Below are 12,870 nucleotides of genomic sequence, written 5' to 3'. Positions count from 1 at the left end.
ACCCCCGCGGTTTTGTGGCTTATTGCGCGGCGATGATTTTAATTTCCACCTTGTATTTGGGGTTCATCAACCTCGCTTGCACGGTGCAGCGGACCGGCGCACTGCCTGCGCTAACCCAGGCATCCCAGGCGGCGTTCATGGCGGCGAAGTCGGCGGCGTCGGCCAGGAATATCGTGGCGTCGAGAATGCGGCTTTTATCCGATCCCACCCGGGCCAACAGCACATCGACGGCCGCAAGGGCATTCGCCGTTTGCGCGGTGGCATCATCATCCAGATTGTCTGGCACGCTGGTGTAATAAACGGTGCCGTTATAGATCACGGCTTCAGACCAGCGCTGTTCCGCATCGATACGTTCAATACTCATGTCGGTTTTCTCCCGGTTAATCATCCTGCTAGGGTAACACAGCCATCGCCTGGCGTGGGGCGCGATCAAGACGGTGGTAGCCGTGGCAGGCCATGCTTGGCATAATCACCGCTGAATGTTCCTGGCAGAGAGATAGCGTGGCAGACGATTTTGCAACAGACGGCGCATTGGCGCAGGCAATCAACGGGTTTAAACCGCGAGAATCCCAACGGCTGATGGCCAACGCGGTGGCGGAGGCGATCAATTTTAAACAGGAATTGGTGGTGGAAGCGGGCACCGGCACCGGCAAAACCTTTGCTTACCTGGTTCCGGCGCTGCGGGCCAACCGTAAAGTCATCATTTCCACCGGCTCCAAGGCGCTGCAGGACCAACTGTACGCGCGCGATCTGCCAACGGTTGCAAAGGCGATAAAGTTCAAAGGCAAACTGGCGCTGCTGAAAGGGCGTTCCAACTACCTGTGCCTGGAGCGGCTGGAACAACAGTCAATGGCCGGCGGCGAGTTGGCCGGGCAGGCGTTGATCGATCTGGTTCGGCTGCGCACCTGGTCTTCGCAGACCACTGAAGGGGATATCAGCACCTGTAGCGACGTGGCTGAAGACAGCTTTGTCTGGCCGCTGGTGACCAGCACCAATGACAATTGCCTGGGCAGCGACTGCCCGCTTTACAAAGACTGCTTTGTGGTGAAAGCGCGCCGCCGGGCGATGGACGCCGACGTGGTGGTGGTGAACCATCACCTGTTCCTGGCGGATATGGTGGTGAAGGAAAGCGGCTTTGCTGAACTGATCCCTGACGCCGACGTGATGATTTTCGATGAGGCGCACCAGATCCCTGATATCGCCAGCCAGTATTTCGGCAAGCAGTTGACCAGCCGCCAATTGCTGGACCTGGCCAAAGACATCACCATTGCCTATCGCACCGAAGTGCGCGATATGGCGCAGTTGCAAAAAAGCGCCGATCGTTTAAGCCAAAGTACGCAGGATTTCCGGTTGGCGCTGGGCGAGCCCGGTTTTCGCGGCAACCTGCGCCAGGTGATGGGGCAGCCTAATGTGCAACGGGCCTTGCTACTGCTCGATGACGCGCTTGAGCTGTGCTATGACGTGGTGAAAATGGCCCTTGGCCGTTCGGCGCTGCTGGATGCCGCCTTTGAGCGTGCCACGCAGTACCGCGCGCGCCTGAAACGGCTGAAAGAAATTAATGAACCGGGCTTCAGCTATTGGTTTGAATGCAGCTCACGGCACTTCGTGATGGCGCTGACGCCGTTGACGGTTGCCGAACGCTTCCGTGAATTACTCAATGAAAAGCCGGGCGCCTGGATTTTTACTTCCGCCACGCTGTCGGTGAATGAACAAATGGGGCACTTTACCGAGCGCCTGGGGCTGAACAAGGCCAAAACCTTACTGTTGCCTAGCCCGTTCGATTATGCCAATCAGGCGTTGTTGTGCGTGCCGCGTTTCCTGCCTTCGCCGAACCAACCCGGCGGCGCACGCCGGCTGGCCCAGATGCTGCGCCCTTTGATTGAGGCCAACCAGGGGCGCTGTTTCTTCCTGTGTACTTCACACCAGATGATGCGCGAACTGGCGGAAGAGTTCCGTGCCAGCATGACCTTGCCGGTGCTGGTGCAGGGCGAAACCAGCAAAGGGCGCCTGCTGTCGCAGTTTGTTGAGGCCGGCAATGCCTTGCTGGTGGCCACCAGCAGTTTCTGGGAGGGCGTGGATGTGCGCGGTGACGCGCTATCTTGCGTCATCATCGATAAGCTGCCGTTCACCTCACCGGACGATCCGCTGCTCAAGGCGCGGATTGAAGATTGCCGCCTGCGCGGCGGCGATCCGTTCAATGAGGTGCAACTGCCCGACGCGGTGATCACCCTCAAGCAGGGTGTTGGCCGCCTGATCCGCGATACTGACGATCGCGGCGTATTGGTGATTTGCGATAACCGCCTGGTGATGCGCCCGTATGGCGAGGTGTTTCTCAACAGCTTGCCGCCAACGCCGCGCACCCGTGATTTGGCCCAGGCCATCGCCTTTTTGTGCGGCGCCGCTTAGCGGATAGGCTCGGTTCCGTGGCTGTGCTACAATGCGCGCCCTGATTGAAACCCATTGATTTTCACGCCAGAGGTTGGCATGTCCACGCGAATTTTAGCGATCGATACGGCAACGGAAGCCTGTTCCGTCGCCATTTGGAATCAAGGCGAAACCCGCGCCCTGTTTGAACTTTGCCCACGCGAGCATACGCAACGCATTCTACCGCTGGTTGAGCAGGTATTGGCCGAGTCCGGCCTGTCGCTCTCGCAGCTGGACGCCCTGGCGTTTGGCCGTGGGCCGGGCAGCTTCACCGGCGTGCGTATCGGTATCGGTATCGCGCAGGGGCTGGCATTAGGGGCCGATCTGCCGATGATTGGTCTTTCCACCTTGCAGACGATGGCGCAGGGCGCGTGGCGGGTCAGCGGCGCACAGCGGGTATTGGCCGCCATTGATGCCCGGATGGGCGAAGTGTATTGGGGCCAGTTTGAACGCCAGGCCGATGGGCATTGGCTGGAAAGCGAAGGCGAAGCGGTGCTTTCACCCCAGCAGGTGCAGGAAAGGGCGGCGCGGCTTTCCGGGCAATGGGCTACGGTGGGCACCGGCTGGCAAACCTACCCCGATCTGGTGGCCGGCCAGGCGCTGGCAATCAGTGATGGGCAAATACGGCTGCCACATGCGGAAGATATGCTGCCGCTGGCGCTCCAGGCCTGGCAACAAGAGGCGGTGGTTAGCGTAGAAAACGCGCAGCCAACGTATTTGCGCAATGAAGTGACCTGGAAAAAGCTGCCGGGGCGTGAATAAGATGTCATCTGGTTGTGCTACCGTTGAGGTTATGCTGGCCTGCGGCGGCAACTTGCCGGAATAATTGGGGTCTAATTAGCGGGTATTTCAGGAGATTACCACGATGCGAACCCGTACTGTAATGAACAAATGGCTGCTGGCCGCGGTGGTCGGCAGCGCGTTGGCACTGTCTGGCTGTGTGAGCGTGCCGGATGCCATCAAAGGCACCACCGAAACGCCGGTAACGGCGCTTTCGTCGGTGCAGGCAGCGCCGAAAACCTTCAGCGGCGCGGAAGGGCGCTTTGGCGGCAAGGTGGTTGGCGTCGCCAACGATCGCGGCAGAACGGTGCTCGAGATAGCGGCATTGCCGTTAGATGCTGCTGCGCGCCCACTGCTCGGCGAGCCGTCGCAGGGGCGGCTGTTGGCTTCGGTAAACGGTTTCCTCGACCCGGTGGATTTCAAGGGGCAAATGGTGACCGTCGTCGGGCCGATTACCGGTTTGCATTCGGGCAAAATCGGCAATACGCCGTATGACTTCGTCACGCTGAACGTTACTGGTTATAAGCGTTGGCGCCTGGTGCAACAGGTGGTGATGCCACCCGCTCCAATGGGGCCGTGGGGTTGGCGTCATGGCCCATGGGGCCCCGGTTGGGGGCCAGGCTACGGCTGGTACGGCCCAACCCCTGCGCAGGTTCAAACCATCGTGGCGGAATAAACAAGGCGTAGTTTGCCCTTGTGAATAAGGCGGCTCAGGCCGCCTTATTCTTTTAGCGGCATAAACCGTTAGCAATTAGTGATATGCATCGCAACCTGAATATTGTTTAAAACAGAAGCTGGTATGATGAGTTAAAATATTGTTAATTTGCGGTTGCGCGTTAGAGGCTGCGATGATGATGAGTAATGATTTCAGGAGTAATACCTTGGATAAGGTCTGGTTAAAACGCTACCCGGCAGATGTTCCGGCGGAAATAAATGCCGATCGATACGCGTCTTTAGTGGATATGTTTGAACGTGCCGCAGTGCGTTATGCGGATCAACCGGCGTTCATCAACATGGGCGCGGTAATGACCTTCCGCAAGCTGGAAGAGCGCAGCCGGGCCTTCGCCGCTTATCTGCAAAATTCGCTGGGGCTGAAGCCCGGCGATCGCGTTGCGGTGATGATGCCCAACCTATTGCAATACCCGATCGCATTATTCGGCATCCTGCGCGCCGGGATGGTGGTCGTCAACGTTAACCCTCTCTATACGCCCAGGGAACTGGAACACCAGCTTAACGACAGCGGCGCCGCGGCGATTGTCATCGTCTCTAATTTTGCCCACACCCTGGAAAAAGTGGTTTATAAAACCCAGGTGAAGCATGTGATCCTGACGCGCATGGGCGATCAGTTGTCCACGGCCAAAGGTACGCTGGTGAACTTTGTGGTGAAGTATATCAAGCGCCTGGTGCCAAAATACAACCTGCCGGACGCCATCTCTTATCGCGCAGCCTTGCAACAGGGGCGGCGGCTCCAGTATGTGAAGCCGGCGATTACCAACGACGATCTGGCCTTTTTGCAGTACACCGGCGGCACCACCGGCGTGGCCAAGGGGGCGATGCTCACTCACCGGAATATGCAGGCTAACCTGGAGCAGGCGAAAGCCGCTTATGCCCCGTTATTGCAGGGCAACCAGACGCTGGTGGTGACGGCGTTGCCGCTGTATCACATTTTTGCGCTGACGGTGAACTGTCTGCTGTTTATCGAGCTGGGGGCCAACAACCTGCTGATTACCAACCCGCGCGATATTCCAGGGATGGTCAAGGAGCTGGCCAAATATCCCTTTACCGTAATGACCGGCGTAAACACGTTGTTTAACGCGCTGCTGAATAATACGGATTTTTGCCGGCTCGATTTTTCCACCCTGCGGTTGTCGGTGGGCGGCGGTATGTCGGTGCAGAAGGCCGTTGCGGATAAATGGCAAAGCATTACCGGCAGGCATCTGCTGGAAGGCTACGGCCTGACCGAATGTGCGCCGCTGGTGACCGGCAATCCTTATGATCTGCAGCGCTACAGCGGCAGTATCGGTTTGCCGGTGCCTTCAACCGAAGTTCGCCTGCTGGACGACGCTGGGCACGATGTGCCTGCCGGATCGCCGGGTGAACTGTGGGTAAAAGGGCCGCAAGTTATGTTAGGCTATTGGCAACGCCCTGAAGCGACGGCAGAAGTATTGCAAGACGGCTGGCTTGCCACCGGTGATATCGTTACCGTGGACGATGAAGGTTTTATCCGTATTGTCGATCGTAAAAAAGACATGATCCTGGTTTCCGGGTTTAACGTTTATCCCAATGAGATTGAAGAGGTGGTCAGCCAACATCCCAAAGTATTGGAATGCGCGGCCATCGGTGTGCCGAGCGATGCCTCCGGCGAGGCGGTAAAGATCTGCGTGGTGAAGAAAGACGCCTCGTTGACGGCCGAAGAGCTACAGGCGCATTGCCGCCGGCACCTGACAGGGTATAAAGTGCCTAAACTCGTTGAGTTCCGCAGTGAGTTACCCAAATCGAACGTGGGTAAGATCTTGCGGCGTGAACTGCGGGATGAGCAAAAAAAACCGTTGGCGGCTGATGCCGCTGCTTAGCGGGCTCATGCGCCGCTGCGGGCACCGCCCGGGGTTTTTACCAGAGAGTTCTTATCAACAGCGCCGGTGTATTGCCGGCGTTGTTATGTTGTGAATCATACAAATAGCAAAGAGAATGATGTTTTGAATTATCAGTTGATCACTACAGACGCCGGGTTGCAGCAGGTCTGCGAGCAGGCAAGAAACCATGGCCAGATCGCACTGGACACCGAGTTTGTCAGAACGCGCACCTACTACCCGCAGTTGGGTTTGATCCAATTATACGATGGTGAACAACTCTCGCTGATTGATCCGCTGCCGATCGTAGAATGGCAACCCTTCATCGACCTGTTGGCGGACAGCCGCGTGGTCAAGTTCCTGCATGCTGGTAGCGAAGATTTGGAAGTGTTTCTCAATGCGTTCAAAACGCTGCCGGCGCCGTTGGTGGATACCCAGATCCTGGCGGCGTTCTCTGGCCGTTCATTATCCTGCGGTTTTGCCAGCCTGGTGGCGGAATACATGGGGGTTGAGCTGGATAAGAGCGAGTCGCGGACCGATTGGCTGGCCCGCCCGTTGACCGAAAAGCAGTGTGTTTACGCCGCTGCCGATGTGTTTTACCTGTTGCCTATGGCGAAGCGCCTGGTGCAGGAAACCGAAGAAGCAGGGTGGACGGCGGCGGCGGCCAATGAGTGCCTGCTGCTGTGCCAACGCCGCAGCGAGGTGCTGGCGCCGGAATTGGCTTACCGTGAAATCTCCAACGCCTGGCAACTGCGCCCACGGCAGTTGGCCTGCCTGCAAAAACTGGCGGCGTGGCGCCTGAACCAGGCGCGCGAGCGCGATCTGGCGGTGAATTTCGTCGTGCGCGAGGAAAACCTGCTGCAGGTGGCGCGTTGTATGCCATCTTCGCTCGGGGAGTTGGATTCGCTGGGGCTGAGTGGCCCGGAGATCCGCTACCACGGCAAAACGCTGCTGGCGCTGGTGGCCGAAGCCAACGCGCTGGATGACGCTGCGCTGCCTGCGCCAGTGGCGAATCTGGTCGATCACCCTGGCTACAAAAAGGTGTTTAAGGATATTAAAGCGGCGATTGCCACCGTCAGCGAGCAAAGCGGTTTAAGCAGCGAGCTGCTGGCTTCCCGCCGCCAGATTAACCAATTGCTGAACTGGCATTGGCAATTGAAATGCGGTGATAACCAACCAGAATTAATCAGCGGCTGGCGCGGTGAGTTATTGGCCGAAGCGCTGCAGAATATTTTGAAAAATTATTAAGCAAACTGAATTGATAATGGAGCAGCGGCAACTCTGCTTCATCATTATTTTAATGAAATAGGTTCTTTCAGGTAATTTTACCGCCACGATTAACTCTAAGGGAAAAATAGGCGAACTTAACTGAGATTAATCCCAAAGAGAAATAGGCGGTGATTTAGCGGGTGCAGAGAATATAACTGGATGCACATACAGTCCCCTCCGGCAAATAAGCCGGGAGGGGATTGAATGTGCTGCTATCATTTAGCCGTTTCTTCCGATTCCGGTAACGTTACGTTAAGTTCAAGAACCGAAATATCATCCCCTTTCTGCTCAAACTGCACGTGCAGCATCTCTGGGTCAATTTGAATGTATTTACAAATGACGGCTAAGATGTCACGTTTCAAATCAGGCAGATAAGGGGGCTCACTGTCCCCACGGCGACGTTCTGCAACGATAATCTGTAACCGTTCCTTGGCTACACTGGCTGTCGTTTTTTTGCGGGACAGAAAAAAATCTAACAAAGCCATGGTTTATCCCCCAAAAAGGCGTTTCAGGAAACCCTTCTTCTCTTCTTCGATGAAGCGGAAAGGGCGTTCTTCTCCTAATAAACGGTGAACGGTATCCTCGTACGCCTTACCGGCGTCAGAGTCGTTGTCCAGGATCACTGGTTCGCCCTGGTTGGACGCACGCAGCACGGATTGGTCTTCAGGAATGACGCCGACCAGCGGGATACGCAGGATTTCCAGCACGTCTTCCATGCTCAGCATGTCGCCCCGGTTAACGCGGCCAGGGTTGTAGCGGGTGAGCAGCAGGTGTTCCTTGATCGGCGCTTCGCCTTTTTCAGCGCGGCGCGATTTGGAAGACAGAATGCCGAGAATACGGTCCGAGTCACGCACTGAAGAGACTTCAGGGTTGGTGGTGATCACCGCTTCGTCGGCAAAATACAGCGCCATCAGCGCACCGGTTTCGATACCGGCCGGTGAATCGCAAACGACGAAATCAAAATCCATCTCGTTAAGGCCGTTCAGCACTTTTTCAACGCCTTCGCGGGTCAACGCGTCTTTATCACGCGTTTGCGAGGCGGGCAGGATGTAAAGGTTTTCGGTGCGTTTGTCTTTGATTAACGCCTGATTCAGCGTGGCATCACCCTGAATCACGTTGACGAAATCATAAACCACACGGCGCTCACAGCCCATAATCAGGTCAAGGTTACGTAGGCCGATATCGAAATCGATCACCACGGTTTTCTTACCTTTCTGGGCAAGGCCGGTAGCGATGGCCGCGCTCGAAGTGGTCTTGCCAACGCCCCCTTTACCCGATGTAACAACAATAATGCGTGCCATGAATGGATTCCTTGTCAAAAGGGCTTAATTTAACGGTTGTATGGTTAAAACGTTATCCAACAGGCTAAGCCGCGCAGCCTGACCGAAGTAATCGGACGGGATCTGATCGCTTAACCAATACTGCCCTGCGATAGAGACTAGCTCAGCCCCCAGGTGCGTGCAAAAAATCTGGCATTGGGTATCGCCGGAGGCGCCTGCCAGTGCACGGCCGCGCATCATGCCATAGATGTGAATGTTGCCATCGGCAATCAGTTCAGCACCTGCGCTGACGCTACTGGTGACGATTAAATCGCTGTTGCGGGCATAAATTTGTTGGCCGGAACGGACAGGGGTGCTGATGATGCGTGTTTTGACAATGGCCGGCTCTTCAACCGGCGCGGGTGCGGGTTCCGGCGCGGCCATTTTCTGGCCTTTGCCCTCACTCAGCAGCGGCAGGCCGGCGCGGGCTATGGCGCGTTTTTGCTGCTCATCTTTGCATCCGCTGATGCCGACAACGCGCAGACCCGCCGCAGCGACAGCCTGTTGAAGTTCCTTCCAGTCCGCATTGCCATTTAGCGCTGCGACGTTGATAACAACAGGCGCGTTTTTCAGGAAAGCTGGAGCTTGATCCACTTTTTCCTGCAACGCCAGACGTATTACCTCGGGTTCTGAATTATGCAAATGAACAACCGATAGGGTAAAACTGCTGCCTTTTAGCTCAATTGGCGATTGTGACATCTATCCTGACTCAGTTTCAGCAACTTTAAATCCCCGGAATACCTCTCGGGGTACGATATTCCGATGTACTATATGCATGTTATAGTCAGAGTTATATCCAGGCAAGATACCGTTCCAATTAATTAGAGTTAAAAAAATGCTTTGTGTGATCTATAGAAGCCCAAAACGCGATCAAACTTATCTTTATGTCGAAAAAAAAGACGATTTCTCTCGAGTGCCGGAAGATCTGCTGAAAAGTTTTGGTGCGCCCCAGTTTTCCATGATGGTGAATCTGGCCGGGCGTGAAAAATTAGCCAATGCGGATATTGATAAAGTAAAAACTGCCCTGCAGGATGAAGGGTTTTATCTACAGTTCCCACCGCCGGTGGAAAGTCTATTAAACCAGCACTTGGGCACCAAGGAAGCGTAATCGGCGGCGCCCTGGCCGGTGAATGGTGCCGGCCGCAGCGCGATTGGCGTTAGCACCGAATGATATGCAGGTAAAGCGTGATTGATTTATGGTAACGTTTCTGTTTCATGCACTGCGTGTGCACCTTACGCACCGGCGCAGAGGCATGCATCGGCTTATTCAGGGGCGCGGTTGATCCGGCCCTATTTTCGTCAGGAGAAGCGGTATGTATCAACATCGAGACTGGCAGGGCACGTTGCTTGATTTTCCGGTAAACAAAGTGGTGTGCGTGGGCAGCAACTATGCCGATCACATTAAAGAGATGGGCAGTGCCGTAGCCGCTGAACCGGTGGTGTTTATCAAGCCGGAAACCGCGCTGTGCGACATCCGCCAGCCGGTGGCTATTCCTAAAGGCTTTGGCCCGGTGCATCACGAGGTGGAGCTGGCGGTGCTGATTGGCACGCCGTTGAAACAGGCCAATGAAGATCGCGTTGCGCGGGCGATTGCCGGCTATGGCGTTGCGCTGGATTTAACGCTGCGCGAGCTACAGGCTTCGTTCAAGAAAGCGGGGCAGCCGTGGGAAAAAGCCAAAGGCTTTGACGGCTCGTGTCCGATCTCGGGCTTTATTCCGGTGGCGGAGTTTGGCGATCCGCAAAATGTGGATTTGTCTCTGACGGTGAATGATGAAGTGCGCCAGCAGGGCAACACGCGCGACATGATCACGCCGATTCTGCCGTTGATCAGCTATATGAGCCGCTTCTTTACTCTGCGCGCGGGGGATATCATCCTGACCGGCACGCCGCAGGGCGTTGGCCCGATGAACTCCGGCGATATGCTGAAAGTTTCCGTTAATGGCAAAACGCTGACCACCCGCGTTATCTAGGCTGTGTCCCGTAATAGTGCGTGAGTGCCGCTGGCGGTCATTGGGCTGCGCGTCAAGGCGCAAGCCGTGCGGTTTGGCGGGCCCAAATAAACGGCGAGCAACGCAGGAGCGCGGCCCAATGGCCCCAGCCCGGAGGGTCGTGCCCCCAAAGCCCGTCCTCTGCGTTATCGGGCTTGAACATAGGCCCACTATGCCCTGCGCCCGAAGCCTTGATGACGGGCTTTGGACGCAACGACGGCACCACGACCTATTGCGGGACACAGCCTAGCATCGGTTCTGCCGCCGCGTGGCGGCGGCAGGGCTGATTTTCCGCTATAATAGCTATCAGTGTGTTTTTTAACTGAATTACGCTTTACTGCTTTGATTCTCTTAGGCTTTTATTTCCATTCTTCGGCGGGTTTCGCTATAGTCCCGCCCTTGCGCCTGCTTGCGGGCTTTTATTGGCTTATACTCTAAATAATTCGAGTTGCAGGAAGGCGGCGACACAGCGAATCCCCAGGAGCTTACTCAAGTAAGTGACTGGGGTGAGCGAGGAAAGCCAACACACCTGCAACTTGAAGTATGACGAGTATAGATTTATTACCGGATTTTACCATGTCACAACGCCCTTTTTGGCAAACCAAAACCCTGGCGGAGATGTCAGAACAAGAGTGGGAGTCGCTGTGCGACGGCTGTGGGCAGTGTTGCCTGAATAAACTGATCGATGAAGATACCGATGAGATTTATTTCACCAACGTGGCCTGCGATCAACTGAACATCAAATCCTGCCAGTGTCGTCACTACGATCGCCGTTTTGAACTGGAAGAGGACTGCATCAAGCTGACGCGGGAGAATTTGGTGACCTTCAACTGGCTGCCGCCAACCTGCGCCTACCGGCTGATCGGTGAAGGCAAGCCGCTGTATGCATGGCACCCGCTAATCAGCGGCTCCAAAGCCGCAATGCATGGCGAACGCATTACCGTGCGCCATATTGCCGTGCGTGAAAGTGAGGTCGTTGATTGGCAGGACCATATTTTGAACAAGCCTGACTGGGCCAGATAACGGCGCCCGGTTGGTGTTGATTTTTGGCCATGGATATACCCCCAATTAAATTTTCATTAAAACGCCCAGTCTGTTGATTCAACAGATCCTGTTTTCTGCGCGCGAGGCAATCGCGCCGGATTGGGCATAGGAGAACGTGATGGCAAAGAAGCAGCATACTTACCGGGTCAACGTGGTCTGGACTGGGAATGAGGGCAGCGGCACCGCCAATTACCGCGCCTACAGCCGCAACCATGAAATCAGTGCGGCAGGTAAAACGCCTGTTTTGGGTTCGGCGGATCCGAGCTTCCGTGGGGATCCGGCGCGCTGGAACCCAGAGGAACTGCTACTGGCATCACTCAGTGCCTGCCATAAGCTTTGGTATCTTGGCCTTTGCGCCGCCGCTGGCGTCATGGTGGTGGCTTATCGCGATGAGGCCGAGGGCGTTATGTTGGAAGAAAGCGGCGGCGCCGGCCAATTTTCATCGGTTACGCTGCGGCCCCGGGTTGAGATAACGGCTGATTCGGATCGCCAAACCGCTCTGGATTTGCATCATAAGGCCCACGACATGTGCTTTATTGCGCGGTCGATGAATTTCCCGGTGAACAACGAGCCGGAAATATCCATACGCAGCGGTGCGGTTTCTTAATCGGCACGACGATTTTCTGCCGATGCGATAGCGGATGGGCGACGCCGGCGGCCCGAGTTCAATGTTATGTAAATTACGGGCTATTGGCAGGGGGAAGGCTTCATTTCCAACCGCAGGTTCAGTAGGCTGTGGCTATATTCCCGCTTGCGAGAAAGCCAACAATGAAAATGGTGCGCCTGTTTGCGATAGCTGGAGCACTGATCGTGCTCGTCTATTACTTCACTCATCTTTAAGCCGCCGTCAGGCTGATATTTATGGCGACGGCAGAGCCAATTAAAAACGGTGCCGCCAGGGCACCGTTTTTAATTATCGGCCTATCAACGGCCGAACAGATCGCGTTTGCGCGGGCGGACAAACTGGCTCAGCAGCACAATCACGCCAACTACCAGGAAGGCGGCAAAAATACCGACCAGCCATTGCGGCATCTCTAACGTCAGGAATTGCCATTGGCGTACAGAGCAATCGCCTGATGCTTCGAATACCGCCGGCAGCCATTTATTCAGCGGCAGCCAGGATGGGAAGCTGACGAAAAAGTCACAGGTATTGAACGGCGAAGGGTGCAACTGGATCATGGTGTGCTTCCAGGCCAACTGTACCCCTTCCCACGCGCTGTAGATCCACAGCAGGATAGCGGCATAGCGCAGCGGGGTTTTCGGTGCGACGGCGCCAAGCAGGCCCGCCCCCAAAATACCAAACAGGGCACAGCGTTCATAAATACACATCACGCAAGGCTGTAGCAGCATGACGTGCTGAAAATAAAGCGCAGCCAGCTCCAGCAGCAGCGCAATCAATGCCATCAGCAGCCAGGCACCGCGCCCGCGCGAGCAGCGGTTAAAAAATTGCAACATAATGATCGCTCTTCCATGTAG

Annotated in this window: 15 protein-coding genes; 9 read left to right on the top strand and 6 right to left on the bottom strand. The window is 55.8% G+C overall.

Going from position 1 to position 12,870, the window contains the following annotated elements; genetic code table 11:
* Positions 1-19: 19 nt before the first annotated feature.
* Positions 20-364 (bottom strand): RidA family protein, encoded by a 345-nt coding sequence (locus tag ACN28Q_RS00435; protein ID WP_095848854.1) that lies wholly within the window; start codon positions 362-364, stop codon positions 20-22.
* 137 nt (positions 365-501) lie between these two features.
* Between ACN28Q_RS00435 and ACN28Q_RS00430 the strand changes: the two genes are divergently transcribed.
* The 5 genes from ACN28Q_RS00430 (at position 502) to rnd (ending at position 7,022) form a co-directional block, all read left to right on the top strand.
* Positions 502-2,406 (top strand): DNA repair helicase YoaA, encoded by a 1,905-nt coding sequence (locus tag ACN28Q_RS00430; RefSeq protein ID WP_095844524.1) that lies wholly within the window; start codon positions 502-504, stop codon positions 2,404-2,406.
* A gap of 78 nt (positions 2,407-2,484) precedes the next feature.
* Positions 2,485-3,186, top strand: coding sequence for a tRNA (adenosine(37)-N6)-threonylcarbamoyltransferase complex dimerization subunit type 1 TsaB (tsaB, locus tag ACN28Q_RS00425; protein ID WP_095844523.1), 702 nt, complete (start codon positions 2,485-2,487; stop codon positions 3,184-3,186).
* Between the two features lie 103 nt (positions 3,187-3,289).
* On the top strand, positions 3,290-3,880 hold the full coding sequence (locus tag ACN28Q_RS00420; RefSeq protein WP_095844522.1) for a Slp family lipoprotein: 591 nt from the start codon (positions 3,290-3,292) through the stop codon (positions 3,878-3,880).
* A 205-nt stretch (positions 3,881-4,085) separates the two neighbouring features.
* On the top strand, positions 4,086-5,777 hold the full coding sequence (gene fadD, locus ACN28Q_RS00415; protein WP_131928950.1) for a long-chain-fatty-acid--CoA ligase FadD: 1,692 nt from the start codon (positions 4,086-4,088) through the stop codon (positions 5,775-5,777).
* A gap of 123 nt (positions 5,778-5,900) precedes the next feature.
* Entirely contained in the window at positions 5,901-7,022 is a 1,122-nt protein-coding gene (gene rnd, locus ACN28Q_RS00410) for a ribonuclease D (RefSeq protein ID WP_095844520.1), read from the top strand.
* Positions 7,023-7,258: 236 nt separating this feature from the next.
* Here rnd and minE read toward each other — a convergent pair whose 3' ends face one another.
* From minE to minC, 3 genes are read right to left on the bottom strand one after another with little or no spacing between them, the layout of a single operon-like run.
* Positions 7,259-7,528, bottom strand: a complete 270-nt coding sequence (gene minE / locus ACN28Q_RS00405) for a cell division topological specificity factor MinE (RefSeq protein WP_095844519.1) — start codon at positions 7,526-7,528, stop codon at positions 7,259-7,261.
* A 3-nt stretch (positions 7,529-7,531) separates the two neighbouring features.
* The gene (gene minD, locus ACN28Q_RS00400; protein ID WP_095844518.1) at positions 7,532-8,344 is read right to left on the bottom strand and encodes a septum site-determining protein MinD; all 813 of its coding nucleotides are present in this window, start codon (positions 8,342-8,344) and stop codon (positions 7,532-7,534) included.
* Between the two features lie 24 nt (positions 8,345-8,368).
* Positions 8,369-9,061, bottom strand: a complete 693-nt coding sequence (gene minC / locus ACN28Q_RS00395) for a septum site-determining protein MinC (RefSeq protein ID WP_095844517.1) — start codon at positions 9,059-9,061, stop codon at positions 8,369-8,371.
* Between the two features lie 136 nt (positions 9,062-9,197).
* Between minC and ACN28Q_RS00390 the strand changes: the two genes are divergently transcribed.
* The 4 genes from ACN28Q_RS00390 to ACN28Q_RS00375 all read left to right on the top strand — a co-directional run bounded on the left by ACN28Q_RS00390 (position 9,198) and on the right by ACN28Q_RS00375 (position 12,001).
* A complete protein-coding gene (locus ACN28Q_RS00390) occupies positions 9,198-9,470 on the top strand; it encodes a YcgL domain-containing protein (protein WP_095844516.1) in 273 nt (90 codons plus the stop codon).
* A 205-nt stretch (positions 9,471-9,675) separates the two neighbouring features.
* Positions 9,676-10,332: a fumarylacetoacetate hydrolase family protein gene (locus ACN28Q_RS00385; protein ID WP_095844515.1), complete on the top strand. Its 657-nt coding sequence runs from the start codon at positions 9,676-9,678 to the stop codon at positions 10,330-10,332.
* A 594-nt stretch (positions 10,333-10,926) separates the two neighbouring features.
* Positions 10,927-11,373, top strand: coding sequence for a cysteine cluster protein YcgN (locus ACN28Q_RS00380; RefSeq protein ID WP_095844514.1), 447 nt, complete (start codon positions 10,927-10,929; stop codon positions 11,371-11,373).
* Between the two features lie 139 nt (positions 11,374-11,512).
* Positions 11,513-12,001, top strand: coding sequence for an OsmC family protein (locus ACN28Q_RS00375; RefSeq protein ID WP_095844513.1), 489 nt, complete (start codon positions 11,513-11,515; stop codon positions 11,999-12,001).
* An 80-nt stretch (positions 12,002-12,081) separates the two neighbouring features.
* Here ACN28Q_RS00375 and ACN28Q_RS00370 read toward each other — a convergent pair whose 3' ends face one another.
* Positions 12,082-12,228 carry a hypothetical protein gene (locus ACN28Q_RS00370; protein ID WP_165906990.1) on the bottom strand — a complete coding sequence of 49 codons (147 nt, stop codon included), beginning with the start codon at positions 12,226-12,228 and terminating at the stop codon, positions 12,082-12,084.
* A gap of 90 nt (positions 12,229-12,318) precedes the next feature.
* Positions 12,319-12,849, bottom strand: coding sequence for a disulfide bond formation protein DsbB (gene dsbB / locus ACN28Q_RS00365; RefSeq protein WP_095844512.1), 531 nt, complete (start codon positions 12,847-12,849; stop codon positions 12,319-12,321).
* Positions 12,850-12,870: the final 21 nt, after the last annotated feature.

The organism is Gibbsiella quercinecans (genome assembly GCF_002291425.1).
In the GTDB taxonomy this organism is placed as follows: domain Bacteria; phylum Pseudomonadota; class Gammaproteobacteria; order Enterobacterales; family Enterobacteriaceae; genus Gibbsiella; species Gibbsiella quercinecans.
Note: the sequence above shows the minus strand (reverse complement) of the source record. Positions and strands in the feature narration are given on the sequence as shown.